Source organism: Pseudomonas sp. BN515, assembly GCF_029873155.1.
Classification (GTDB): Bacteria; Pseudomonadota; Gammaproteobacteria; order Pseudomonadales; family Pseudomonadaceae; genus Metapseudomonas.
The window spans coordinates 158,993-181,176 of record NZ_SSOH01000072.1 but is presented as its reverse complement, the minus strand read 5'-3'; the positions used below and the strand labels follow the sequence as shown (position 1 = coordinate 181,176).

Genomic DNA, 22,184 nt, shown 5'->3' with positions numbered 1-22,184 from the left:
CAGCTTGCTGGCGAAGCTTTCGCCAGCAAGCTGGCTCCTACGGTTCACGATCAACCTTTCTTCTTCCCAGGCAGGGTGCCCATCAGCTTGCAGATGATGCCCAGCATGATTTCGTCGGCGCCGCCGCCAATGGACACCAGGCGGGTATCGCGATAGGCGCGCGATACGTGGTTGTCCCACATGAAGCCCATGCCGCCCCAGTACTGCAGGCAGGCGTCGGTGACTTCGCGGCCGAGGCGGCCGGCCTTGAGCTTGGCCATGGAGGCGAGGCGGGTGACGTCCTTGCCGGTGACGTACAGCTCCACCGCCTGGTAGACCAGCGCGCGCAGGGCTTCGATCTCGGTCATCAGCTCGGCCAGGCGGAAGTGGATCACCTGGTTGTCGATCAGCGGGTTGCCGAAGGTCTTGCGTTCCTTGCAGTAGTCGATGGTGACGTCCACGCAGTGCTCCAGGCCCTTGATCATGTTGGCGGCGCCGAACATGCGTTCTTCCTGGAACTGCAGCATCTGCATCATGAAGCCCGCGCCCTCGTGGCCGATGCGGTAGCGCTGCGGCACCCGGACGTTGTCGAAGAACACCTGGGCGGTCTCGGAACTGCGCATGCCGAGCTTGTCGAGGTGGGCGCTGAGGGTGATGCCAGGGGTGTTCATCGGCACCATGATCAGCGACTTGTTGACGTGCGGCTTGTCGTCCGAGGTGTTGGCCAGCAGGCAGATGAAGTCGGCGCTGGGGGAATTGGTGATCCACATCTTGCTGCCGTTGATCACGTAGTCGCTGCCGTCCTTGCGGGCGGTGGTCTTCATCCCGGCCACGTCCGAGCCGGCGCCCACTTCGGAGACGCCGATGCAGCCGACCATCTCGCCGGCGATGGCCGGGCGCAGGAACTCCTCGCGCAGTTCATCGGAACCGAAGCGCGCCAGGGCCGGGGTGCACATGTCGGTCTGTACGCCGATGGACATGGGAATGCCGCCGCAGTGGATGGTGCCGAACTCTTCGGCAGCGACGATCGAGTAGCTGTAGTCCAGGCCCATGCCGCCGAACTTCTCCGGCTTGGAAATGCCCAGGAGGCCCAACTCGCCCGCCTTCTTGAAGATGTCGTGGATCGGGAAGCGGCCTTCCTTTTCCCACTGGTCGACATGGGGGTTGATCTCCCTGTCGACGAAATTGCGCACCGTGCGGCGAAGCTCTTCATGTTCCTGAGTGAAGATCATCTTTGTTGTTCTCCTTGTAGGGTGCGCCGTGCGCACCAAGATCTTGGGTGGTGCGCGAGGCGCACCCTACCGTCAAAACCGGGCAACGCCGAAGCTGTTGGCCTTGAGTGGACGCACGTCCGCCTCCGCGCAGATATCCAGCAGATAGCCCAGCAGCCGGCGGCTGTCACGGGGGTCGATCAGGCCGTCATCCCAGAGGTTGGCGGTGCCGTAGAGGGCAGTGGACTGGCTCTCGAGCTTCTGCGCGGTCACCTGCTCCAGCATGTCGAGCATCTTCGGGTCGGCCTCCTTGCCCTCCTTGGCGTGTTTTTCCTCGGTGACAATGCGCAGCACCTTGCCGGCCTGGGCGCCGCCCATCACCGCTGTGCGGCTGTTGGGCCAGGCGAAGATGAAGCGCGGGTCCAGGCCACGACCGCACATGGCGTAGTTGCCGGCGCCGTAGGAACCGCCCACCACCAGGGTGATTTTGGGTACACGGGCGTTGGCCACGGCCTGGATCATCTTCGAGCCATGCTTGATCACGCCCAGTTGCTCGGACTCGGTGCCGACCATGAAGCCGGTGGTGTTGTGCAGGAACAGCAGCGGCACGTTGGTCTGCTCGCAGAGCTGGATGAATTGCGCCGCCTTGGCTGCGCCCCGGGGCGTGATGGGGCCGTTGTTGCCAATCAGGCCGCACGGGCGCCCTTCGATACGCAGGTGGCCGCAGACGGTCTGGCTGTCGAATTCGTTCTTGAATGCGAGGAACTCCGAGCCATCGGCGATGCGGGCGATGATCTCGCGTACGTCGTAGGGCTTCTTCGGATCGGCCGGAACCACCCCCAGCAGTTCTTCGGCGCTGTACAGCGGTTCGCGCCATTCGCCCTTGCGCTGGGGTGGCAGTTGCGCGTTCCAGGGCAGCATCGCGAGGATCTCGCGGGCCAGGCGCAGGCCGTCGGCATCGTTCTCCGCCAGGTACTCGGCGGTACCGGCCACCTGGGCGTGCATTTCGGCGCCGCCCAGTTCTTCGTCGCTCGCCACTTCACCGGTGGCGGCCTTGAGCAGGGGCGGGCCGGCGAGGAACATCTTGGCCTTGCCGCGAACCACGATGACGTAGTCCGACAGGCCCGGCTGATAGGCGCCGCCGGCGGTGCTCGAACCGTGCACCACAGTGACCTGGGGGATGCCCATGGCGGAAATCCGTGCCTGGTTGGCGAAGCCGCGCGCGCCCTCGACGAAGATTTCCGCCGCGTAATTGAGGTTGGCGCCACCGCTTTCGGTGAGGGCCACCAGCGGCAGCTTGTTCTCCATGGCGATCTGCTGCAGGCGCAGGGTCTTCTTCAGCCCGGTGGGGGAGATGGTGCCACCCTTGATCGCACTGTTGCTGGCGCTGATCAGGCAACGAATCCCGGAGATGTAGCCGATGCCGGCGATGATGCCGCCGCCGGCCTGGGTGCCGTCCTTGTCGTCGTGCAGCTTGTAGCCGGCCAGGGAGCAGAGTTCGAGGAAAGGGCTGCCCGGGTCCAGCAGCAGGTTCAGGCGTTCGCGGGGCAGCAACTGGCCGCGCTTTTCGAACTTCGGCCGGGCTTCGGCGGCCTTGTCCAGCACCTTCTGCTCTACCTCGCGGAAACTCGCGATGGCGCTGAGCATGGCTGCGCGGTTCTTCGCGAAGTCGTCGCCCTGGGCATCGAGTTGGGATTGGATCGCGGTCATTACTCTTGATCCTTCAACACGTCGGGCAGGAATGCCCGGTGGAACCCGTTGTAGGCCTTGCTCTGGCCGGGCTTGGCCTTGGCCAGGGGGAAGGCACGGCTGCCCTGGCTGGCGGCGCCGTCGATGCGGATGGTGTTGCCGCTGATGAAGGCGGCGCCGGGGGAGAGCAGGAAGACGATGGCGGCGGCCACTTCCGACTCGCTGCCGATGCGCTTGAGCGGCACGTGCTCGCGCAGGGTGGGGATGATGGCTTTGAAGGCGCCTTCGTAGGTGTCCATGCCACTGGAGGCGATCCAGCCGGGCGCCACAGCGTTGACCCGGACTCCCGCGTAGCCCCACTCGATGGCTGCGGTCTTGGTGAAGTTCTCCATGCCGGCGCGGGCGGCGCCGGAATGGCCCATGCCGGGCATGCCGCCCCACATGTCGGCGAGCATGTTGACGATGCTGCCGCCCGTCTTGCTCATCGACTGGTTGAACACCTCGCGGGCCACCAGGAAGCCGCCCACCAGGTTGGTGCGAACCACGGTCTCGAAGCCTTTCTGGCTGATCGAGGCCAGTGGCGCGGGGTACTGGCCGCCGGCGTTATTGACCAAGTGATGGATCGGCCCGCGCTCAGCCAGCACGGTGGCGACCATGGCTTTCACCGCCTCTTCGTCGCGGATGTCACAGGCCTGCCAGCTGGCGCTGCCGCCGTCCTCGCAGATTTCGCCGGCGGTCTTCTCCAGTTTTTCCGCCTTGCGGCCCACCAACACCACATGGGCGCCCAGGGCCGCCAGCTCATGGGCGGTACAACGGCCGATGCCACTGCCGCCACCGGTGACCATGATGGTCTGGCCGCTGAACAGGCCGGGCTTGAATACCGAATCGTATGCCATGGGTTGCGTCCTCAGAGGCTGTCGGCCAGGGCCTGGGGCACCGGCACCGGGAATTCCAGGAGCTGCTGGGCGAAGGCCTTGCCTTGCGGGTCGATGCGCAGGCTGGCCACGCCACCGCCGCCCAGGGCGTTTTCCAGCAGGAAGTTCAGGCTGTGGCTGCCAGGCAGGTACCAGCGCGCCACACGACCGATCTGCGGGTCGAGTACGTGGCCCATCCAGTCGACCACGGCTTCGGGGGTCAGGGCTTCGGCGATCCAGGGCAGGTACTCCGGTTTGCGCGCCATGACGCCGATATTGCTGTGGTTGCCTTTGTCGCCGGAGCGCGCAACCGCCAGTTTCACCAGGGGCACGCTGGCGCTGGCCTGGCCTTCGGCGGCTGGAGGCGCCAGGTCGTCGGCCAGGGCTGTGACGTCGAAGCCGTGCAATTGCGGCAGGTCGCAGGGGCTGCGCTGGCTATCCATTTCCACTTCGAGGTGGCAGGCGGATTTGTCCACCAGGAAGGAAAACAGCCGGATCACCGGGTAGACAGTGGGGCGGCCGCCGACGATGCCGGTCAGGCCCGGCGCCATGCCGGTGGCCGCCTGGGCGATCTCGCGGGAGAACAGCACCAGGGCGTCTTTGCGGCTATGGCTGACGGCGATCTTTATCACCACCTCGCGGCTGTCCTGGCGCTGGCCGTGGGGACCGTAGGTCGCTTCGCTGCCCAGCAGTTCGACGTTCACCTCGCGATAGCGGCCCCAGCCGCGGTCGGCGAAGAGTTCTTCAGTCTTGGCGATGATGGCGCGGCTGACCCGCTCGGCCTTCTTCACCGCGTCGATGCCGGCCAACAGGCAGCTGGCGGTGCAACGGAAACCGTCGGGGTAGGTGGCGCTGACCTTGTATTGCGGCGTCGGCGGCAGGCCACGGGCGCCGAGCACGCGCACCCGGTTGGCCCCGGCCTGTTCCAGGCGGACCTGGGTGAAGTCGCAGACCACGTCGGGGAGCAGGTAGGCGCGCGGGTCGCCGATCTCGTAGAGCATCTGCTCGCCGACTGAGAAAGGCGTAACCAGGCCGCCGGAACCATCCGGCTTGGTCACGCAGAAACTGCCGTCGGCTTCCACTTCGATGAGGGGGAATCCGATGTGTTCGTAGTCAGGCACCGATTCCCAGTCGGTGAAGTTGCCGCCGGTGCACTGGGCGCCACATTCGATCAGGTGGCCGGCGAGGGCGGCTTGGGCCAGCTTGTCGTAGTCGCTCCAGGACCAGCCGAACTCGTGGACCAGGGCGGCGCTGACCACGGCGCTGTCCACCACCCGGCCGGTGATGACGATGTCCGCGCCCTGTTCCAGCGCGGCCACTATGCCCGGCGCGCCCAGGTAGGCATTGATCGAGACGCACATGGGCGGCAACGGGGCGTCGCTGAACATTTCGCGGATGCCGGCCTTGGCCAGTTCGCCCAGCCGTGGCTGCAGGTTATCGCCATGCAGCACGGCGATCTTCAGCGTCACGCCGGCCTTCTCGCAGGCGGCGGCCAGGGCGCTGGCGCAGGCGACCGGGTTCACTCCGCCGGCATTGCTGATCACGCGGATCTTCTTCTGCGCGATGGTCGGCAGCAGGGGCGCCAGGACTTCGACGAAATCGGTGGCGAAGCCGGCGTTCGGGTCCTTCAGGCGAGCGCCGGCCATGATCGACATGGTGATCTCGGCCAGGTAATCGAAGACCAGGTAGTCCAGTGTGGCGCCATGCACCAACTGGGCAGCAGCGGTGGAGGTGTCGCCCCAGAAAGCGGAGGCGCAGCCGATGCGTACGGTTTTTGTCATTGGAGTATTCCGCAGCACTGTTGGGTGATGGATGGAACACTACCAAGCAAGCGCTTGGTTGAAAAGTGGGGGTTCGGTTCTTTTTCACCCGAGCGCTTGCTTGGGCGGATCACCCGGCATAAATTTCGTTAATCAAGACAGAGACTTGCGGACCATTCTTAAGTTGGAATGGCTGACTGCAGTGGGGATTCCAATGAGCCTTGACGACGAAAAAGCCCAAGCGGTGATGCAGGAATTGGTTGCCAGCGGCCAGATCACCGACCCTGAAAGCGCCCGCGGCAAGCTGCTGCAGACCGCCGCCCACCTGTTCCGCAGCAAGGGCTACGAGCGCACCACGGTGCGCGATCTCGCCAGCGCCGTCGGTATCCAGTCCGGCAGCATCTTCCATCACTTCAAGAGCAAGGATGAGATCCTCCGCTCGGTGATGGAGGAAACCGTCCTCTACAACACCGCGCTGATGCGTGCCTCCCTGGCGGACGCCGGCAACTTGCGCGAGCGGGTGCTGGCGCTGATCCGCTGCGAACTGCAATCCATCATGGGCGGTACCGGCGAAGCTATGGCCGTGCTGGTGTACGAGTGGCGTTCGTTGTCGGAGGAAGGGCAGCAGTACATCCTTCAGCTGCGCGAGGCATATGAGCAACTCTGGCTGGGGGTTCTGGGTGAGGCGCGCGCCGAAGGGTATTTCACGGCCGATCCGTTCATCCTGCGGCGTTTCCTCACTGGTGCCTTGAGCTGGACCACCACCTGGTTCCGCCCGGAGGGTCCGATGACGCTTGACCAACTCGCCGAGCAAGCGCTGTCGCTGGTGATCAAGGACGCCTGACGGCAAATGTGATGTCCGTCACGTCGCGTTCTGGAGAACGTGGGTAGTTGCAACGTTAATCACGTACTCTGCGGCGCAGTGCCGTAACTGCAGGGAGCAGCTGTAGAGATGGAAGTTTGCAGGGGGTTGTCCCTGAAGGCGTTGTGGGTTGCCGTAGTCCTGCTGATTTCAGCGCCTGTGGTGGCGTCGCAGACCGTCCAGGTCGCCGGCGCGCATTTCCCTCCCTATGTGGTCAAGCCTGAGTCGGCCGAGGCCAGCGGCTTGCTTCTGGACATGCTCGCGGCGCTCAACGCGTTGCAGACGGACTACCGCTTCGTCGTGCGTCCTACCGCCATTCCCCGGCGCTTCCGGGATTTCCAGGAAGGGCGGATCGATCTGGCAGTGTTCGAGAATCCGGACTGGGGTTGGCAAGGCATCCCCGGGGCGCGCATCGACATGGGGCTGGCCGATGCTGAAATCTTCGTCGCCAAGGCCCAGCCCGGGCGCAGCCAGCATTACTTCGGCAAGCTGGCCGGCAAGCGCCTGGCACTCTACAACGGCTATCACTACGGCTTTGCCGGCTTCAATCCCGATCCCGAATTCCTCCAGCGCGAGTTCGACGCGAAGCTCACCTATTCCCACGACAGCAACCTGCGGATGCTGCTGCGCGAGCGCGCGGATATCGCCCTGGTGACCCGTTCCTATTTCAATGCCTACCTGGAGCGAAACCCGGAGCAGGCGGGCAGTTTCCTCGCCAGCGACCGGATCGATCAGAGCTACCACCACTACGCCGTGCTGAGACCGGGAGCTCCCATCAGTGCCGAGCAGTTTTCCGCACTGCTGGAGCGGCTGCGCGCCGGAGGTCAGTTACAGCAGATCTTCGGGCGCTATGGCGTGGTAGTCAGGCCAGCCGCAGCGGGTAGCTCAGCAGCAACAGATGGCAGGAATTGACCGCCAGGTGCAGGGCCACTGCCACCGACAGTCGGCCGCTGTAGTGAAAGGCCAGTCCGTAGCCCAGGCCAGCCAGCCCCGCGACTAACGCGAACAACGGGCTGAACGGCAGGTGGACGGCTCCGAAGATCGCCGCCGTGAGCAGCACGCCATTGCGTGCACCGAGCCGGGAGACCAGCGCCGGTTGCAGCAATCCGCGAAATACCAGTTCTTCCGCCAGCACGGTGACCAGCAGGTTTACCGCCAGCCATTCCCAGATCATCTCCGGCCATTTCGGCTGCCAGCCCACCAGGCCGATCGCCAGCGCCAGTACTGGCACCAGCAGCAAGGTGGCGAGGGCGGCGAGCCAGGCGTTGCGCGGCGCAGGCGCAAGCGCTCGCGGTGTCGGGCGGCCCAGCCACCAGGCGAGCAGGGTCATGCCTACCAGAAGCTTGTCCCAGGAAACACGCAATCCGTAGGGCGGCGCGTCAGGGCCGAGGCGCTGTGGTTCGCCCAGGGGAAATGGGCTGAAGCCCGGCAGCAGGTGGGCGGCGAGGGCGACGGAAGAGAGCAGGGTGACCGGCAGCCAGAGCCGCGCCGGCAACTGCCGATCGGCGAAAACCCAGCCGGCATAGGAGACGCCTGCCAGCAGGGCGATCACCTGTACGCCGCCCAGCCCTTGGCCAAGGGCAAGGACGATCAGCGGGAACAGCAGTTGCAGGTGGAGCGGCATGACGCTTCTCAGCGACGCTGCCGCGCTTTGTTGTTCGGGGTAAGGCACGGGGTCAGCGGTCCTTGGCTTCCTTGGCATCCATCTCGGCATTGCGCTCGCGGATGCGTTTGAGCTGTTCTTCGGTCAGCGGCAGTTTCTTCGCCGTGTCGCGCAACAGCATCAGGCTACCGACTATGGAGCCGATGGCCAGGACCAGTATCAGCCAGGCATACCAGGGCATGATGTTCTCCTGCGAAAAGGGGCCACTACTCTATTCGATTGTGCGCGCCTTTCCACGTTCCCGGGAGCCCGCGATTACCGTGCGGCTCAACGGGCGCTGCAATCGGCAGCGCCCTCGGCCCGGCCTTCCACCAGGCGGGCACGCAGGGTGTCGTAGGTCCAGTTGAACACCAGGGTGTAGGGCAGGAAGAACAGCAGCAGCCCGATATCCAGCACGAAGGCTTCCACCAGCCCGATCGACAGCCACCAGGCCGCCAGCGGAACCAGCACCACGATCAGCCCCAGCTCGAACAGGACGGCGTGGGTGATGCGCACCGACAAGGTGCGCTGGAAGCCGAAGCGCTGCTGGGCGCGGTCGAACAGGCTGTTGAATGCCATGTTCCAGAGCATCGCCACGGTGGAGAACATCAGCGTGAGCGCGCCCATGTGCGCCAGCGACTTGCCCAGTACCAGCGACAGCACGGGCGCGGTCAACAGCACGGCCAGGCCCTCGAAGGCCAGGGCATGGAAAACCCGCTCCTTGATGGATTTGTTCAGGGCGGCAGTGGTGGTCAGGGTCATGGTGCTCTCCTGGCTCCTGATGAAGACATGCCCTGTATTCTCATCGGTCGATGGGATAGGGTTAAGTGAGATGCCATCGGGAAAACCGATATGAACTACTCCCCTGAATCCCTTGAAGCCTTCGCCCAGGCAGTCGCCCTTGGCTCCTTCAGTGCCGCCGCGCGCAAGCTGGGCAAGAGCCAGTCCACCGTCAGCGAAGCCATCGCCCGGCTGGAAATCGACCTTGGGCTGGAACTCTTCGACCGCAGCAGCCGACAGCCGCAGCTGACCGACGCCGGCCGGGCCCTGCTGGGGCGGGTCGATGAGATCCTCGCCGCATCCGACCGCTTGCAGCACGCTGCGGCGCAACTGGCTGGCGGGCTGGAGCCACGGGTCAGCCTGGCGCTGTCGGACGCCTACCAGTCGGCGCAGTACGAAGAGCGCCTGACGGAACTGGATCAGCGCTACCCCGACCTCGAGTTCGAATGCCTGATCGCCGAGCATCACGACGTGATCGAACTGGTCGTACAAGGGCGCGCCACCCTGGGCCTGCTGGCGGCACAGGGCAGTTACCCGCCGGAGGTGGGCTCGGCGACTGTGGCCGAGCGTGCGGACTTCGGCTTGTTCGCGGCCCGGGAGCACCCGCTCGCGCAGTTGGCCGATGTACGGGAGAGCGACCTCGCCGGCTGGCGGTTGCTGCGTCTGAATACCGTGGGCGACGCCATGGCCCTGGATGACGGGCTGCCGTTCAGTGGCGGCCGCTGCTGGTCGGCGCCGAGCTACCTGATGCTGCTGGATATGGCCAGCAACGGTTTCGGCTGGGCAGAGCTGCCGCGCTGGCTGGTCAGTGGCTACGCCAACGGACGCCTGAAGGAATTGCAGGTGCCCGGCTGGCCGCGCAGCCAGGCCGTGGATGTGGTCTGGTCCCGCCAGCGTCCGCTGGGGCCGGCGGCGAGCTGGTTGCTGGAGCGCCTGCTGGACCGTCCGGCGGCACGCTGAGACCGTTCTGGTAGCCTTGGCCCCGGTTATTCAAGGAGGAAGGACATGCAGATTCCCGTCACCATCCAGGCCGGCCTCTGGGGCTGGCTGGCCGCCAGCAGCCTGCTGATCGGCGCCGCCATCGGCTTTTTGGTGAAGCTGCCGCAGAAGGTGGTGGCCTCGATCATGGCCTATGGCAGCGGCGTGCTGGTCGCTGCCCTCTGCTTCGGCCAGATTCCCGAAGCCGAACGCATCGGCGGTCTCTGGCCAACCCTGGCGGGCCTGCTGGCCGGCGGTGCCGTGTTCGTCCTGGCCAGCCAGTACATCGATCGCCTGGAACGGCACCATCGCGGCAAGAGCAGCAACGGCGGCAGCGGCATGGTCGCGTTGCTGATCGCCGTCGGTGCCTTTCTTGATGGCATTCCCGAATCCCTCGGCCTGGGGTTGGGGCTGCTGGACGGTGGCGAGGTCAGCCTGCTGATGCTGGTGGCGATCTTCCTGGCCAACCTGCCCGAAGGTCTGGCCAGTGCTGCGGGCCTGCGCGAGGAGAAGCGCAGCGGCTGGGTGGTGTTCGCGCTCTGGGGCGTGATCGCGTTGCTGTCTGGACTGGCGGCCATGGCAGGTCCCGGGCTGTTCGCCGACCTTCAGCCCCATTGGCTGGCCTTCGCATTGGGCTTCTCGGCGGGGGCGGTGCTGTGCATGCTGGTCGATACCCTGATTCCCGAAGCCTTCGAAAGCACCCATGCCTGGACGGGGCTGATCACACTGGCGGGGTTCATGACCGCTTTTGCCCTCGATCATCTGGTCTGAGAGCCTGCCTACGCGCTGCTGCGCGTCTGAAATACTGCGTTGAAAACGGCCTCGAAATGCTCATTTACAGCTCGTAGACTCCGCTTTCTCAACCGTTTTCGCCTTGTCTTTCCATAGCTCGCGAGCGCGTAAACAGGCTCCATGAGGCAGCGGCGCGCGCCGGCTTCCGCTACAATGCGCGCCGTTTCCGATTCGTATGAGATTTCCTCCATGTCCGCCTGTCAGACGCCGATCATTGTCGCCCTCGACTTTCCCACCCGCGAAGCTGCCCTGCGGCTGGCTGACCAGCTGGATCCCAAGCTGTGCCGGGTCAAGGTGGGCAAGGAGCTGTTCACCAGCTGCGCCGCCGAAATCGTCTCGACCCTGCGTGACCGGGGCTTCGAGGTCTTCCTCGACCTGAAATTCCACGACATCCCCAACACCACGGCAATGGCGGTGAAGGCCGCTGCCGAGATGGGTGTGTGGATGGTCAACGTGCACTGCTCCGGCGGTCTGCGCATGATGGCTGCGTGCCGCGAGACCCTGGACAAGTTCAACGGTCCCAAGCCGCTGCTGATCGGCGTGACCGTGCTGACCAGCATGGAGCGCGAAGACCTGGCCGGCATTGGCCTCGACATCGAGCCCAAGGAGCAGGTGCTGCGCCTGGCGGGTCTGGCCGACAAGGCCGGCATGGATGGCCTGGTGTGCTCGGCCCAGGAAGCCACCGACCTCAAGTCCGCCTATCCGCGCCTGCAACTGGTGACGCCGGGTATTCGCCCGGCCGGCAGCGCCCAGGACGACCAGCGCCGCATCCTCACTCCGCGCCAGGCCCTGGATGCCGGCTCCGACTACCTGGTGATCGGCCGCCCGATCAGCCAGGCCGCCGACCCGGCCAAGGCGCTGGCCGCAGTCGTCGCCGAACTGGCCTGACGCCGCTGGCGCGCTGCCCCGGGCAGCGCGCCTTTCGCGCCGATCAGCGCACTTTCAATACCAGCTTCCCGAAGTTGTCCCCGCTGAACAGCTTGCCCAGGGTTTCCGGGAAGCTTTCCAGCCCCGTCACCACATCTTCCTTGCTCTTCAATTCGCCACTGGCCAGCCAGCCGGCGATGTCCTTGACCGCCTCGCCGAAGCGCGGCGCATAGTCGAACACCACCATGCCTTCCATGCGCGCGCGGTTGACCAGCAGCGCCAGGTAATTGGCCGGACCTTTTACCGCTTCCTTGTTGTTGTATTGGCTGATGGCGCCGCAGATGACGATGCGCGCCTTGCGATTGATGCGGGTGAGCACGGCATCGAGGATGTCGCCGCCAACGTTGTCGAAGTAGACGTCCACGCCCGTGGGGCATTCGCGCTTGAGGGCGGCGTGGAGGTTCTCGGCCTTGTAGTCGATGGCGCCATCGAAGCCCAGTTCCTCCACCAGGTAGCGACACTTGTCGGCGCCGCCGGCGATGCCCACCACGCGGCAACCCTTGATCCGTGCGATCTGCCCGGCGACGCTGCCCACCGCGCCGGCGGCCCCCGAAACGACCACGGTTTCCCCGGCTTTTGGCTGGCCCACGTCGAGCAGGGCGAAGTACGCGGTCATGCCGGTCATGCCCAGGGCGGAAAGGTAGAGGGGCAGGGGAGCCTGGTTCGGATCCACCTTGTGGAAGTCGCGTGGCTCGCCCAGGAAGTAGTCCTGCACGCCCAGCACGCCGCTGATGTGATCGCCCACCTTGAAGTCCGGATTTCCGGAAGCCACTACCTTGCCGATACCCAACGCGCGCATCACTTCACCGATGGCCACCGGGGGGATGTAGGAGCGTGCGTCGTTCATCCAGCCGCGCATGGCCGGGTCCAGGGACAGATAGAGGTTCTCCACCAGCACCTGACCGGAGGCGGGCTCGCCCACCGGGGTTTCCACGTAGGAGAAGGTCTCCCGGGTGGCCGGGCCGACCGGACGCTGGGCAAGGAGGAACTGGCGATTGAGCGTGGACATGGCAGGAACTCCAGAAGGGAAAGCTCTGGTGATAGTCGGCCAGCCGGGGAGGGGCAAGTTCGGTGATCGGGCGGAATGTCCCGTCATGGATGGCAATGATCTGGTGGCGAATGTTTCATCAGCGTTCTGGATGGTGTGTTCACCAGAGCCCTGATGATGCTGACGTTGCACACAGGCGACTGAATAGACTCCGTCCCAGTTTCCACTCCCGTCGAGGATGCACAGATGAGCATGAAGTTCTCCGGCCAGGTCGCCCTGGTAACCGGTGCCGCCAACGGTATCGGCCGCGCAACCGCCCAGGCGTTCGCTGCCGAGGGCCTGAAGGTGGTGGTATCCGATGTGGATGCTGCCGGGGGCGAAGGCACCGTGGAGCTGATCCGCGCCGCCGGTGGCGATGCCGTGTTCATTCGCTGCAACGTGACCCGTGACGCCGAGGTCAAGGCGCTGATGGAGGGCACCCTGGCCGCCTACGGCCGCCTCGACTACGCCTTCAACAACGCTGGCATCGAGATTGAAAAGGGCAAGCTGGCCGATGGCGACGAGGCGGAGTTCGACGCCATCATGGGCGTCAACGTGAAGGGCGTATGGCTGTGCATGAAGCACCAGATCCCGCTGATGCTGGCCCAGGGCGCTGGTGCCATCGTCAACACCGCTTCGGTGGCCGGACTGGGCGCGGCGCCGAAGATGAGCATCTATGCCGCGTCCAAGCATGCGGTGATCGGCCTGACCAAGTCGGCGGCCGTCGAGTACGCGAAGAAGAAGGTCCGGGTAAATGCCGTATGCCCGGCGGTGATCGACACCGATATGTTCCGCCGTGCTTATGAAGCCGACCCGAAGAAGGCCGAGTTCGTCGCCACCATGCACCCGGTGGGGCGCATCGGTAAGGTGGAGGAAATCGCTGCGGCGGTGCTCTACCTCTGTTGCGATGCGGCTGGCTTCACTACCGGTCATGCCCTGGCGGTGGACGGCGGGGCTACCGCGATCTGATTTGGGGGCCGAATTGTGGGAGCGAATTCATTCGCGAATGAATTCGCTCCCACAAAAAGAGAAAGGCGCCAATCGGCGCCTTTTTCATTTGTCCTTGCCAGTGTCGACGTTGAGGACCAGCAGGGTCAGCACCCCGGCGATCAGGCCCCAGAAGGCCGAACCGATGGACAGCAAGGTCATGCCCGAAGCGGTAACCATAAAGGTGATCAGCGCCGCTTCACGCTCCTTGGGTTCCTGCATGGCGGCGGTCAGGCCGTTGCTGATGGAGCCGAACAGCGCCAGGGCAGCGATGGACAGCACCAACTCCTTGGGCAGGGCCGCGAAGAGCGCCGCCAGGGTTGCGCCGAAGGTGCCGGCGATTCCGTAGAAAATCCCGCACCAGACGGCGGCGGTGTAGCGCTTGTTGCGGTCCTCGTGGGCATGGGGCCCGGTGCAGATGGCCGCACTGATGGCCGCCAGGTTGATGCCGTGGGAGCCGAAGGGCGCCAGCAGCAGCGAGGCGATGCCGGTCACCGAGATCAGCGGCGAGGCGGGTACCTGATAGCCATCGGCGCGCAGTACCGCGATGCCGGGAATGTTCTGCGAGGCCATGGCCACCACGAACAGGGGGATGCCGATGCTGATTACCGCCGTGACGGAGAATTCAGGGGTGGTCCACACGGGTTCGGCCAGGGCGAACTCGAAGCCGCTGAAGTCCAGCAGGCCCAGCGCCGCCGCCATCACGCAGCCCACTACGAGCGCCACCAGCACGGCGTAGCGTGGCTGCAGGCGCTTGAACAGCAAGTAGCTGAAGAACATCGCCAGAACCAGGGCGGTGCGATGCTGCGCGGCGATGAAGATTTCGCTGCCGATCTTGAACAGAATGCCCGCCAGCAAAGCCGCGGCGAGGGAGGAGGGGAGACGTCGCATCAGGCGCTCGAAGCCACCGGTCAGGCCCACCAGGGCGAGCAGGGCGGCGCAGACGACGAAAGCGCCGATGGCTTCGCCGTAGCTCACACCCGGCAGGCTGGTGATCAGCAGCGCCGCGCCCGGCGTGGACCAGGCGACAACGATGGGGGTGCGGTAGCGCAAGGAGAGGCCGATGGTGGTCAGGGCCATACCGATGGACAGCGCCCAGATCCAGGAGGAGATCTGCGCGCTGCTGAGCCCCGCGGCCTGGCCGGCCTGGAACATCAGCACCAGGGAACTGGTGTAGCCGGTGAGCATGGCGATGAAACCCGCCACCACGGCAGAAGGCGAAGAGTCGGCCAGCGGGCGCAGCCGTGCGGGGTTGGCCGGGGATTCGGACACTTGGGTCATCAGATCTTTCCGTTGACGTCGACCAGGATGGGGTAGAGCGAAGCCACCAGCAGCAGGGCCATGCCTATGTTGAACAGGCGCAGTATGCGCGGTTCGGACAGCCAGCGACGCATCAGGCTGCCAGCCACCGTCCAGAGGCCGACGCTGGGGCAGTTGACCAGGGCGAACAGCGCGGCGATCAGGACCACATTGACCACGAAGTTTTCCTGCGGCGTGTAGGTGGTGATGGCGCCGATGGCCATGACCCAGGCCTTGGGGTTGACCCACTGGAAGGCCGCGGCCTGGAGGAAGGTAAAGGGCTTCGGCCGCTTCTCGGAGCTGTTGGCATCCGGTGCGCCGGAGCCGGCGATCTTCCAGGCGAGGTAGAGCAGGTAGGCGGCGCCGATGTAGCGCAGCGCGATGTAGAGCTCGGGGATTTGCTGGAACACCTGGGACAGGCCCAGGCCCACGGCCATCACCAGCACCATGAAGCCGAGGCTGATGCCAAGCATGTGCGGCACGCTGCGGCGCACACCGAAGTTCACGCCGGAGGCGAGCAGCATCATGTTGTTGGGGCCGGGGGTCACCGAGGTGACGAAGGCGAAGAGGATGAAGGCGAAGATCAGTTCCAGGCTCATGGCGGTCACCTTGTCGTTGTGTCCGCAGACTAAAGCTTGGGAACTTGCAACGTCCCCGTACAGCAACACGCGCGTTGAGCAATACAGTCGATTGGCACCTGGGGGATCTGCGGCTACTGTGTTGGTTTTCCGCCTGGAGAGACGCACATGGACGAGAATCCCTACGCCGCGCCGCGGGTGGATCTGGTCGAGGATGCCGGTCCACGGCAGATGAACGGCTGGACCCCGGGAAACCTGAGGCTGCTGGGTTGGCTGAGCCTGGTCAGCGCGGTGGGCACCCTGGTCATTACCGGTTTCGCGGTGGCCGCCGGTGTCACCGAGGACCCACGGCTGGTCAGCGTATCCGACTGGATCGGCGTGGCGCTGACGTTCCTCGGCTGCTACCTGCTGATCCGCTTCAAGCTGTTCGCCGAGGCGCGATTCTCCGCCGAAGGGCTGGCGCCGCCGATCTGGGCGGTGATCGTCGTCAGCCTGGGAATCGAAGTACTGGACCTGCTGATGGGCGATGCCAGTACCGAACCCGGCTGGCCGATGCTGCTCTACTTCGGGGTGATTGCCTTGCTGGGAGCCCTGACCGCGTGGTTCGGGATACGTCTGCTGAAGGTGCAGAACGTCTATCCGGTGTTTCGTGTGATGGCCTGGCTGGACCTGGTGGGCGGGATCATGATGGCCACCATCGTGCTGATGATGCTAGGCCTGTTGCCGCTGATCGCCAGCAGCGTGGCGATGATGCTGGTGTTCTTCCGTGGCGCGCGGGAGTTGGAGCCTTCTGCCTAGCCTTCCGAGGCTTCTCCCTGGCGTGCGGTGCACAGCGCCTGGTTGACCTCCAGCCAGCCGCGCACCGCTTCTTCACCGGCTTCGCCAAAGGCGCGTTGCAACAAGCGCGCCTGTTCCCGGCGCAGGGCCTGTTCCAGCTTCGCCCCTTCGTTGGTGAAGCCGAGCATGCGCTTACGCTTGTCGTCTATCGCGGCCACGCTTTCCACCAGCTTCAACTCGACCAACTGCCGTAGCGGTGTGTTCAGCGCCTGCTTGGTCACGCCCAGGTAGCCCAGTAGCTCCTTGACGCTGAGCCCCGGGTACTTGGCGATGAAGAACAGGATGCGGTGATGCACCCGCGACAGGCCCCGCCGGGCGAGGATTTCGTCCGGCTTGCTGGTGAAGGCCTGGTAGCCGAAGAAGAAGGCTTCCATGGCGGCTTGCTGAATGGTGGGATTTTTCAGGTCAAGCATATTGACGTATCTGTCACGGTCGTCGTAGTTTCGGTCAAGCAGTTTGACTTAATTTCCTCGCTTCCGCACCCGGTGACAATCCATGGCCTTCTCCGAACGCATCGCCCGCCTGAAAAGCTCCCTGATCCGCGAAATCCTTGCAGCCGCCCAGCGTCCGGAAGTGATGTCCTTCGCCGGAGGCCTGCCGGCCGAGCCGATGCTGCCGAAGGTGGATTGGGACGAGATGCCGGCCAGCATGGGCCAATACGGCATGAGCGAAGGCGAGCCGGCGCTGCGTGAAGCCATCGCCGCCGAAGCGCGTGCCCTCGGTGTGCCCTGCGAGGCGAGCCAGGTGCTGATTGTCAGCGGCTCCCAGCAGACCCTGGACCTGGCCTCCAAGCTGTTCATCGATCCGGGCACCGAAGTACTGCTGGAGGCCCCGACCTACCTGGCGGCCCTGCAGGCGTTCCAGCTGTTCGGCGCCGATTGCATCGCCGTTCCCCAGGAAGCCGATGGTCCCGAGATCGCCGCCCTGCGCCAGCGCCTGGAGCAGCACAAGCCGTCCTTTGCCTACCTGATCCCGACTTTCCAGAATCCGTCCGGCACCCGCTACAGCGAGGCCAAGCGCGATGCGGTCGCCGCGTTGCTGGACGAGTTCGGCGTCACCCTGATCGAAGACGAGCCCTATCGCGAGCTGGTGTTCGATGAAGGCGCCGCCACTCCCATCGTCAGCCGCCTGAAGAAGGCCAGCTGGATCTACACCGGCACCGTGTCCAAGACCCTGCTGCCGGGCCTGCGCGTGGGCTTCCTGATCGCCACGCCGGACCTCTTCCCGCACCTGCTGCGCCTGAAGCAGTCCGCCGACCTGCACACCAACCGCATCGGCCAGTGGCAGGCGCTGCAGTGGTTCGGTACTGAGCAGTACCGTCAGCACCTGGCCGAGCTGCGTGATTTTTACCGCGTGCGCCGTGATTCCATGCAGGCAGCGCTGCAAGAGCACTTCGGCGAGCTGGCCACCTGGGAAATCCCCCAGGGCGGGCTGTTCTTCTGGCTGACCCTGAAGCAGCCGCTGGACACCCGCACCCTGCTCAAGCCGGCGCTGGAGCAGAATGTCGCCTTCATGCCGGGCGAACCGTTCTTCATCGATCCGGACCAGCACCCGGGCCACCTGCGCCTGAACTTCAGCCACGTAGCACCCGAGCGGCTGGGCGAAGGCCTGAAGCGGCTCGCGGGCGTCATCCGTCAAGCCCAGGCAGCGGAAGCTGCCTGACCACCGGGGAGGAAGTAGCGATGTACAAGGTTTATGGCGACTACAAATCCGGCAACTGCTACAAGGTCAAGCTGATCCTCAATCTGCTTGGCCAGCCGTACCAGTGGATTCCGGTGGACATTCTCAAGGGTGAGACCCAGAGCGCCGAATTCCTGGAGAAGAACCCCAACGGCAAGATCCCGGTGCTGGAGCTGGAAGATGGCACGACCCTGTGGGAGTCCAACGCCATCCTGAATTTCCTCGCCGAAGGCACCGACCTGCTGCCCGCCGAGCCGCGCCTGCGTACCCAGGTACTGCAGTGGCAGTTCTTCGAGCAGTACAGCCACGAGCCCTATGTCGCAGTGGCGCGATTCATCCAGCTGTACCAGGGCATGCCGGAAGATCGCCTGGAGGAGTACAAGGTCTGCCAGGTGCGTGGGAACAAGGCACTGAAGGTGATGGAGAAGCAGCTGCAGCGCACGCCGTACCTGGTGGGCGACCAGTACTCCATCGCTGATATCGCCCTCTACGCCTACACCCATGTGGCCCACGAAGGCGGCTTCGACCTCTCCGGCTACCCGGCGATCCTCGCCTGGCTGGACCGAGTGGCCAGCCACCCGCGCCATGTGGGCATGTTCGGCTGAGGTTCTCGGGTTCACGAAAAAGCCGGCGCAAGCCGGCTTTTTCGTCTCTGGCGGACAGCGAGCGCCAGGCGGAAATCAGCTGCTCCGGACTGTCCGGTGTTCAAGGTCTGGGAACCCCTCGCGGTAAGGCGCAATACTGTTCACGACCTGGCTGCAGGTTGTTCTCATCTTATTGATTGGAATCAAGATTTTACCCGCTGCCAGCCACTAGCCTACCGGCCGTTTCGAAATTTCAGACAATGCCGGGCGGCGCGGTGAGGAGAGCAAGTGGCGTATCTCGAGTGGGAAAGTGATCTGGACACTGGCATCGAGGTCATCGATGGCCAGCACAAGCGCATCGTCGAGATGATCAACGACTTGCATGCCGCCCAGTTGCAGATGGACAAGGCGGCTGTGGCCCGGGTGATCGAGGAAGTAGTCGACTACACCTTGTCGCACTTCGCCTTCGAGGAAACCCTGCTGGAAGATGCCGGTTACCAGTTCAGCCGGGCCCACAAGAAGGTCCACGAACTGTTCATCCGACGAGTGAACGTGTTCCGCACACGTCATCAGGCCGGTGATGACGTGGCCGACGAACTCAAGGATCTGCTCGGCCGCTGGCTGTTCAATCACATCCGCAACGACGACGCCAACTACGTCGAAGCGGTCAAGGCCAACATGCAGCAGTTGACCCGGGATGACAGCAGCGGCGGCTGGCTATCGCGCTCGATGAGACGCTTCTTCGCTTGAGTGCTTGTTGCGGCCTCTTTTCGGCATTCATGGCGGACCTACCGACCCTGTACTAAGTTGGACGCTCCAGCCTGCCAACAGGCGTTTCCGGGAGTGTCGACCATGAAGTATCGAGGCAGCTGCCACTGCGGGAAGATCGCCTTCGAAGTGGAAGGCACCCTGGAGCAGGTCATGGAGTGCAACTGCTCGTTGTGCAGTCGGCGCGGTTACCTGCTCTGGTTCGTCCCGCGCGAGCAGCTCAAGCTCGCCACGCCCTTGTCCGATCTTTCCACCTACCGCTTCAATCGCATGCATATCGCCCACCACTTCTGCGCCAATTGCGGCTGCGCGCCCTTCGGCGAGGCCACCGATCCGAAGGGAAAGGACGTGGCCGCGGTGAACGTGCGCTGCCTGGAGGACGTGCCTCTGGACGGTCTCAAGGTGGTGAAGGTGGACGGGCGGAGTTTCTAGTCGGCAAAGCTCAGGCCGCTGACCAGGCCGCTATCGAACAGCCTGCCGAGCGCCTCGCCGGCTTCGGCTTCGTGCCCCTGCCAGGGGCAGGCCGCCAGCACCCAAAGGCCGGCATCGGGCTGTTCCAGCTGGCCACCGAAGCGCGCGACCAGGAGGTGCAGATGCTGTTGCAGCTTTCTCGCGCTCCGGTGCTGTGCGTGGATCAGGATTGTGCAGGGCGTTGTGGTCGACATGGTCCATCTCCTTCCGAGAGGCGTGAGCCGGGGAATGTTTGGAGATGCCAGCTTGCGCGCGCCATCGTGACAATCCGATAGCCAATCGCCCGGAATACACCGGGGCCAATCCCGTATTGGCCTCTGCGCCGAGCGGAAACAAAAAAGCCGGCTTGCGCCGGCTTTTTCGGGGGTAGCGAAACTCAGTTGTTGATCAGGCTGAGGAATTCGCTACGGGTGGCGGCGTTTTCGCGGAATTCGCCGAGCATCACCGAAGTGACCATGGAGGAATTCTGCTTCTCCACGCCGCGCATCATCATGCACATGTGCTGGGCTTCGATGACTACAGCGACGCCCAGGGCGCCAGTGACCTGCTGGATGGCTTCAGCGATCTGGCGGCTGAGGTTTTCCTGGATCTGCAGGCGGCGGGCGTACATGTCGACGATGCGCGCCACCTTGGACAGGCCCAGCACCTTGCCATTAGGGATGTAGGCCACGTGGGCCTTGCCGATGAACGGCAGCAGGTGGTGCTCGCAGAGCGAGTACAGCTCGATGTTCTTCACCAGCACCATTTCGCTGTTGTCGGAGCTGAACAGGGCGCCGTTGGTGACTTCTTCCAGCGTCTGCTGATAGCCGCGGCAGAGGTACTGCATCGCCTTGGCGGCACGCTTCGGGGTATCGAGCAGGCCTTCGCGGGAGACATCCTCGCCGAGCTGGCCGAGGATCGCGGTGTAATTCTGTTCCAGGGACATGGAAATTCCTGTGGGGGTTTACGCAAAGGCGCAGGGTAGGGCGCGAAGGGGCGGCTGGCAAGGGCGCCATGCGCCAGCGTGAGTCATTTTTCGGGCGCAGGCAGACGGCCGGCCCAGTGCTCGGCCCATTCCGCCAGCGGCAGGCAGTGCAGCGCCAGTTCTTTGCCGTCCGCCGTCAGCTCATAGCCCGCCTCGCCGTTTTCCACCAGCAGCGCCTGACGTAATTCTCCCAGGCGGGTGTTGAGAACCGAGGGTGACAGGCCTTCGCAGCGTGCCTGCAAGTCGCGAAAGGTCGCCGGACCCTGATGCAGTTCCCAGAGGATGCGCAGGCTCCAGCGTCGGCCGAGGAGGTCGAGCAGCGCCATGATCGGCCGCCCGCTGGTGGAACCGCGAACCGGTTGGCCGGGAAGGGGTGTGGTCATGTTCGTTCCTGTTGCTTCTAATTTAGTAGCTGGCATTGATTCTGGGTGCTACGTTTTCGGTAGCGTATCAGCCCAACAGGAGTACCGCCATGAACGAACCTCGCATCCAGCCCGTCGAGGCCCCCTACGATCCGGACATCCAGGCCGCCTTCGACCGGGTGATGTCAGGCGCACCACCCCTGCTGCTGTTCCGCTGCGTTGCGCGCAATCCGCGTGTGCTGCAGCGGATGATGGCCGGCGGGCTGCTGGATCGCGGCAGTATCAGCCTGCGTGAACGGGAGCTGCTGATCCTGCGCAGCACCGCGCGTTGCGGTGCCGAGTACGAATGGGGCGTGCACGTGGCGGCGTTCAACGCCAAAGCGGGGTTCAGCCCGGCGCAATTGGCCGACACCTGCCGGGTGCCGGTGGATGCTGGGCTATGGGAGGAGTCGGAGTTGGCATTGCTGGCCATGGCCGATGCCCAGCAGATCCGTGGTTACTCGTCGCGACCTTCGAGCATGGTCCGGCGCAGCATCACATAGACGGCGCCGGTGCCGCCGTGCTTCGGCATGCAGGAGGTGAAGCCCAGTACCTGCGGGTGCTGGCGCAGCCAGGTGTTGACGTGGCTCTTGATCAGCGGACGCTTGCCGTCCAGGCGTGCCGCCTTACCGTGGGTGACACGCACGCAGCGCACTTCGAAGCGGGTGGCTTCGGCGATGAAGTCCCAAAGGGTTTCGCGGGCCTTTTCCACCGTCATGCCGTGTAGGTCGAGGCTGCCCTCGAAGCCGATCTGGCCCTGCTTGAGCTTGCGCATCTGGCCTTCCTGCACGCCGTCGCGAGCCCAGTACAACTCGTCCTCCGCACCCACGTCGATGACGAACTGGTCGGACAGGCCATCCACCTTGATGTTCGTTTGCGTGACCGTGGCGTTCTGCCGACGGTTGGCGAGCTGGCGGTTGTCGATCCTGGGCTTGCCGGTGTCCGCGCGATCGTCATGGATACGCTTCACACCGCGCATCTGCTCGGTGAACAGGGAAAAATTATCGTCGTTGTGGGCGTCGTCTTGCATACAGGCCTCCGCGAAGGGCGGCTA

The 22,184-nt window shown here is 64.5% G+C and carries 27 protein-coding genes; 12 read left to right on the top strand and 15 right to left on the bottom strand.

The window, feature by feature from the left end; genetic code table 11:
- Positions 1-50: 50 nt before the first annotated feature.
- The 4 genes from atuD to E8E91_RS18885 form a co-directional block, all read right to left on the bottom strand.
- Complete coding sequence (atuD, locus tag E8E91_RS18900) at positions 51-1,211, bottom strand: citronellyl-CoA dehydrogenase (RefSeq protein ID WP_280377749.1); 1,161 nt, start codon at positions 1,209-1,211, stop codon at positions 51-53.
- A gap of 72 nt (positions 1,212-1,283) precedes the next feature.
- Positions 1,284-2,900, bottom strand: coding sequence for a geranyl-CoA carboxylase subunit beta (gene atuC / locus E8E91_RS18895; protein ID WP_280377747.1), 1,617 nt, complete (start codon positions 2,898-2,900; stop codon positions 1,284-1,286).
- Complete coding sequence (locus E8E91_RS18890) at positions 2,900-3,775, bottom strand: SDR family oxidoreductase (protein ID WP_280377744.1); 876 nt, start codon at positions 3,773-3,775, stop codon at positions 2,900-2,902. The genes atuC and E8E91_RS18890 overlap by 1 nt, the downstream gene beginning before the upstream one ends.
- Positions 3,776-3,786: 11 nt before the next feature.
- On the bottom strand, positions 3,787-5,574 hold the full coding sequence (locus E8E91_RS18885) for a DUF1446 domain-containing protein (RefSeq protein WP_280377742.1): 1,788 nt from the start codon (positions 5,572-5,574) through the stop codon (positions 3,787-3,789).
- Positions 5,575-5,767: 193 nt separating this feature from the next.
- Here E8E91_RS18885 and E8E91_RS18880 point away from each other — a divergent pair, with 193 nt between their 5' ends.
- Positions 5,768-6,397: a TetR/AcrR family transcriptional regulator gene (locus E8E91_RS18880; RefSeq protein ID WP_280377739.1), complete on the top strand. Its 630-nt coding sequence runs from the start codon at positions 5,768-5,770 to the stop codon at positions 6,395-6,397.
- A gap of 108 nt (positions 6,398-6,505) precedes the next feature.
- Entirely contained in the window at positions 6,506-7,327 is an 822-nt protein-coding gene (locus E8E91_RS18875) for a transporter substrate-binding domain-containing protein (protein WP_280377737.1), read from the top strand.
- On the opposite strand, the gene E8E91_RS18870 is transcribed toward E8E91_RS18875, so the two are convergent.
- From E8E91_RS18870 to E8E91_RS18860, 3 genes are all read right to left on the bottom strand, one after another.
- Positions 7,278-8,039: a CPBP family intramembrane metalloprotease gene (locus tag E8E91_RS18870; protein WP_280377735.1), complete on the bottom strand. Its 762-nt coding sequence runs from the start codon at positions 8,037-8,039 to the stop codon at positions 7,278-7,280. The two genes, E8E91_RS18875 and E8E91_RS18870, sit on opposite strands and share 50 nt — an antisense overlap.
- Positions 8,040-8,091: 52 nt before the next feature.
- On the bottom strand, positions 8,092-8,259 hold the full coding sequence (locus tag E8E91_RS18865) for a DUF2897 family protein (RefSeq protein WP_151135083.1): 168 nt from the start codon (positions 8,257-8,259) through the stop codon (positions 8,092-8,094).
- A gap of 86 nt (positions 8,260-8,345) precedes the next feature.
- Complete coding sequence (locus E8E91_RS18860) at positions 8,346-8,819, bottom strand: multidrug/biocide efflux PACE transporter (protein ID WP_280377734.1); 474 nt, start codon at positions 8,817-8,819, stop codon at positions 8,346-8,348.
- Positions 8,820-8,909: 90 nt separating this feature from the next.
- Here E8E91_RS18860 and E8E91_RS18855 point away from each other — a divergent pair, with 90 nt between their 5' ends.
- The 3 genes from E8E91_RS18855 to pyrF all read left to right on the top strand — a co-directional run bounded on the left by E8E91_RS18855 (position 8,910) and on the right by pyrF (position 11,495).
- Positions 8,910-9,797 carry a LysR family transcriptional regulator gene (locus E8E91_RS18855; protein ID WP_280363695.1) on the top strand — a complete coding sequence of 296 codons (888 nt, stop codon included), beginning with the start codon at positions 8,910-8,912 and terminating at the stop codon, positions 9,795-9,797.
- Between the two features lie 45 nt (positions 9,798-9,842).
- Positions 9,843-10,586: a hypothetical protein gene (locus E8E91_RS18850; protein ID WP_280377732.1), complete on the top strand. Its 744-nt coding sequence runs from the start codon at positions 9,843-9,845 to the stop codon at positions 10,584-10,586.
- Positions 10,587-10,796: 210 nt separating this feature from the next.
- Positions 10,797-11,495 carry an orotidine-5'-phosphate decarboxylase gene (gene pyrF / locus E8E91_RS18845; protein WP_179062067.1) on the top strand — a complete coding sequence of 233 codons (699 nt, stop codon included), beginning with the start codon at positions 10,797-10,799 and terminating at the stop codon, positions 11,493-11,495.
- 43 nt (positions 11,496-11,538) lie between these two features.
- Here the strand turns inward: pyrF and E8E91_RS18840 are convergent, their stop codons facing one another.
- Entirely contained in the window at positions 11,539-12,543 is a 1,005-nt protein-coding gene (locus E8E91_RS18840; RefSeq protein WP_280377731.1) for an NADP-dependent oxidoreductase, read from the bottom strand.
- Positions 12,544-12,768: 225 nt separating this feature from the next.
- On the opposite strand from E8E91_RS18840, the gene E8E91_RS18835 reads away from it, so the two are divergent.
- Complete coding sequence (locus E8E91_RS18835) at positions 12,769-13,530, top strand: SDR family oxidoreductase (protein ID WP_280363702.1); 762 nt, start codon at positions 12,769-12,771, stop codon at positions 13,528-13,530.
- 84 nt (positions 13,531-13,614) lie between these two features.
- Here E8E91_RS18835 and E8E91_RS18830 read toward each other — a convergent pair whose 3' ends face one another.
- Both E8E91_RS18830 and E8E91_RS18825 read right to left on the bottom strand, forming a co-directional pair.
- Positions 13,615-14,829 carry a benzoate/H(+) symporter BenE family transporter gene (locus E8E91_RS18830; RefSeq protein WP_280377730.1) on the bottom strand — a complete coding sequence of 405 codons (1,215 nt, stop codon included), beginning with the start codon at positions 14,827-14,829 and terminating at the stop codon, positions 13,615-13,617.
- Complete coding sequence (locus E8E91_RS18825; protein WP_280377728.1) at positions 14,829-15,446, bottom strand: LysE family translocator; 618 nt, start codon at positions 15,444-15,446, stop codon at positions 14,829-14,831. The genes E8E91_RS18830 and E8E91_RS18825 overlap by 1 nt, the downstream gene beginning before the upstream one ends.
- 147 nt (positions 15,447-15,593) lie before the next feature.
- Here E8E91_RS18825 and E8E91_RS18820 point away from each other — a divergent pair, with 147 nt between their 5' ends.
- Positions 15,594-16,223, top strand: a complete 630-nt coding sequence (locus E8E91_RS18820) for a hypothetical protein (RefSeq protein WP_280377725.1) — start codon at positions 15,594-15,596, stop codon at positions 16,221-16,223.
- Here E8E91_RS18820 and E8E91_RS18815 read toward each other — a convergent pair.
- On the bottom strand, positions 16,220-16,675 hold the full coding sequence (locus E8E91_RS18815; protein WP_280377724.1) for a helix-turn-helix domain-containing protein: 456 nt from the start codon (positions 16,673-16,675) through the stop codon (positions 16,220-16,222). The genes E8E91_RS18820 and E8E91_RS18815 overlap by 4 nt on opposite strands.
- A gap of 82 nt (positions 16,676-16,757) precedes the next feature.
- Here E8E91_RS18815 and E8E91_RS18810 point away from each other — a divergent pair, with 82 nt between their 5' ends.
- The 4 genes from E8E91_RS18810 to E8E91_RS18795 all read left to right on the top strand — a co-directional run bounded on the left by E8E91_RS18810 (position 16,758) and on the right by E8E91_RS18795 (position 19,726).
- On the top strand, positions 16,758-17,924 hold the full coding sequence (locus E8E91_RS18810) for a PLP-dependent aminotransferase family protein (protein ID WP_280377722.1): 1,167 nt from the start codon (positions 16,758-16,760) through the stop codon (positions 17,922-17,924).
- Positions 17,925-17,944: 20 nt separating this feature from the next.
- On the top strand, positions 17,945-18,547 hold the full coding sequence (locus E8E91_RS18805; RefSeq protein WP_190829756.1) for a glutathione S-transferase family protein: 603 nt from the start codon (positions 17,945-17,947) through the stop codon (positions 18,545-18,547).
- A gap of 267 nt (positions 18,548-18,814) precedes the next feature.
- Positions 18,815-19,276, top strand: a complete 462-nt coding sequence (locus E8E91_RS18800) for a bacteriohemerythrin (protein ID WP_280363717.1) — start codon at positions 18,815-18,817, stop codon at positions 19,274-19,276.
- Positions 19,277-19,378: 102 nt separating this feature from the next.
- Positions 19,379-19,726, top strand: a complete 348-nt coding sequence (locus E8E91_RS18795) for a GFA family protein (protein WP_280377720.1) — start codon at positions 19,379-19,381, stop codon at positions 19,724-19,726.
- Here E8E91_RS18795 and E8E91_RS18790 read toward each other — a convergent pair.
- The 3 genes from E8E91_RS18790 to E8E91_RS18780 form a co-directional block, all read right to left on the bottom strand.
- Positions 19,723-19,959 carry a hypothetical protein gene (locus E8E91_RS18790; RefSeq protein ID WP_280363721.1) on the bottom strand — a complete coding sequence of 79 codons (237 nt, stop codon included), beginning with the start codon at positions 19,957-19,959 and terminating at the stop codon, positions 19,723-19,725. The two genes, E8E91_RS18795 and E8E91_RS18790, sit on opposite strands and share 4 nt — an antisense overlap.
- A gap of 182 nt (positions 19,960-20,141) precedes the next feature.
- Complete coding sequence (gene folE / locus E8E91_RS18785; RefSeq protein ID WP_280363724.1) at positions 20,142-20,690, bottom strand: GTP cyclohydrolase I FolE; 549 nt, start codon at positions 20,688-20,690, stop codon at positions 20,142-20,144.
- A gap of 83 nt (positions 20,691-20,773) precedes the next feature.
- Positions 20,774-21,112 carry a helix-turn-helix domain-containing protein gene (locus tag E8E91_RS18780; protein ID WP_280377718.1) on the bottom strand — a complete coding sequence of 113 codons (339 nt, stop codon included), beginning with the start codon at positions 21,110-21,112 and terminating at the stop codon, positions 20,774-20,776.
- Positions 21,113-21,201: 89 nt separating this feature from the next.
- Between E8E91_RS18780 and E8E91_RS18775 the strand changes: the two genes are divergently transcribed.
- Positions 21,202-21,633, top strand: a complete 432-nt coding sequence (locus E8E91_RS18775; protein WP_280377716.1) for a carboxymuconolactone decarboxylase family protein — start codon at positions 21,202-21,204, stop codon at positions 21,631-21,633.
- On the opposite strand, the gene E8E91_RS18770 is transcribed toward E8E91_RS18775, so the two are convergent.
- Positions 21,588-22,160 (bottom strand): Smr/MutS family protein, encoded by a 573-nt coding sequence (locus tag E8E91_RS18770; RefSeq protein ID WP_280377714.1) that lies wholly within the window; start codon positions 22,158-22,160, stop codon positions 21,588-21,590. The two genes, E8E91_RS18775 and E8E91_RS18770, sit on opposite strands and share 46 nt — an antisense overlap.
- Positions 22,161-22,184 lie beyond the last annotated feature (24 nt).

Excerpts from the sequence above, each read along its gene's own strand:
- atuD (WP_280377749.1), bottom strand. The coding sequence starts at position 1,211 with ATGATCTTCACTCAGGAACATGAAGAGCTTCGCCGCACGGTGCGCAAT.
- atuC (WP_280377747.1), bottom strand. The coding sequence starts at position 2,900 with ATGACCGCGATCCAATCCCAACTCGATGCCCAGGGCGACGACTTCGCG.
- E8E91_RS18890 (WP_280377744.1), bottom strand. The coding sequence starts at position 3,775 with ATGGCATACGATTCGGTATTCAAGCCCGGCCTGTTCAGCGGCCAGACC.
- E8E91_RS18885 (WP_280377742.1), bottom strand. The coding sequence starts at position 5,574 with ATGACAAAAACCGTACGCATCGGCTGCGCCTCCGCTTTCTGGGGCGAC.
- E8E91_RS18880 (WP_280377739.1), top strand. The coding sequence starts at position 5,768 with ATGAGCCTTGACGACGAAAAAGCCCAAGCGGTGATGCAGGAATTGGTT.
- E8E91_RS18875 (WP_280377737.1), top strand. The coding sequence starts at position 6,506 with ATGGAAGTTTGCAGGGGGTTGTCCCTGAAGGCGTTGTGGGTTGCCGTA.
- E8E91_RS18870 (WP_280377735.1), bottom strand. The coding sequence starts at position 8,039 with ATGCCGCTCCACCTGCAACTGCTGTTCCCGCTGATCGTCCTTGCCCTT.
- E8E91_RS18865 (WP_151135083.1), bottom strand. The coding sequence starts at position 8,259 with ATGCCCTGGTATGCCTGGCTGATACTGGTCCTGGCCATCGGCTCCATA.
- E8E91_RS18860 (WP_280377734.1), bottom strand. The coding sequence starts at position 8,819 with ATGACCCTGACCACCACTGCCGCCCTGAACAAATCCATCAAGGAGCGG.
- E8E91_RS18855 (WP_280363695.1), top strand. The coding sequence starts at position 8,910 with ATGAACTACTCCCCTGAATCCCTTGAAGCCTTCGCCCAGGCAGTCGCC.
- E8E91_RS18850 (WP_280377732.1), top strand. The coding sequence starts at position 9,843 with ATGCAGATTCCCGTCACCATCCAGGCCGGCCTCTGGGGCTGGCTGGCC.
- pyrF (WP_179062067.1), top strand. The coding sequence starts at position 10,797 with ATGTCCGCCTGTCAGACGCCGATCATTGTCGCCCTCGACTTTCCCACC.
- E8E91_RS18840 (WP_280377731.1), bottom strand. The coding sequence starts at position 12,543 with ATGTCCACGCTCAATCGCCAGTTCCTCCTTGCCCAGCGTCCGGTCGGC.
- E8E91_RS18835 (WP_280363702.1), top strand. The coding sequence starts at position 12,769 with ATGAGCATGAAGTTCTCCGGCCAGGTCGCCCTGGTAACCGGTGCCGCC.
- E8E91_RS18830 (WP_280377730.1), bottom strand. The coding sequence starts at position 14,829 with ATGACCCAAGTGTCCGAATCCCCGGCCAACCCCGCACGGCTGCGCCCG.
- E8E91_RS18825 (WP_280377728.1), bottom strand. The coding sequence starts at position 15,446 with ATGAGCCTGGAACTGATCTTCGCCTTCATCCTCTTCGCCTTCGTCACC.
- E8E91_RS18820 (WP_280377725.1), top strand. The coding sequence starts at position 15,594 with ATGGACGAGAATCCCTACGCCGCGCCGCGGGTGGATCTGGTCGAGGAT.
- E8E91_RS18815 (WP_280377724.1), bottom strand. The coding sequence starts at position 16,675 with ATGCTTGACCTGAAAAATCCCACCATTCAGCAAGCCGCCATGGAAGCC.
- E8E91_RS18810 (WP_280377722.1), top strand. The coding sequence starts at position 16,758 with ATGGCCTTCTCCGAACGCATCGCCCGCCTGAAAAGCTCCCTGATCCGC.
- E8E91_RS18805 (WP_190829756.1), top strand. The coding sequence starts at position 17,945 with ATGTACAAGGTTTATGGCGACTACAAATCCGGCAACTGCTACAAGGTC.
- E8E91_RS18795 (WP_280377720.1), top strand. The coding sequence starts at position 19,379 with ATGAAGTATCGAGGCAGCTGCCACTGCGGGAAGATCGCCTTCGAAGTG.
- E8E91_RS18790 (WP_280363721.1), bottom strand. The coding sequence starts at position 19,959 with ATGTCGACCACAACGCCCTGCACAATCCTGATCCACGCACAGCACCGG.
- folE (WP_280363724.1), bottom strand. The coding sequence starts at position 20,690 with ATGTCCCTGGAACAGAATTACACCGCGATCCTCGGCCAGCTCGGCGAG.
- E8E91_RS18780 (WP_280377718.1), bottom strand. The coding sequence starts at position 21,112 with ATGACCACACCCCTTCCCGGCCAACCGGTTCGCGGTTCCACCAGCGGG.
- E8E91_RS18775 (WP_280377716.1), top strand. The coding sequence starts at position 21,202 with ATGAACGAACCTCGCATCCAGCCCGTCGAGGCCCCCTACGATCCGGAC.
- E8E91_RS18770 (WP_280377714.1), bottom strand. The coding sequence starts at position 22,160 with ATGCAAGACGACGCCCACAACGACGATAATTTTTCCCTGTTCACCGAG.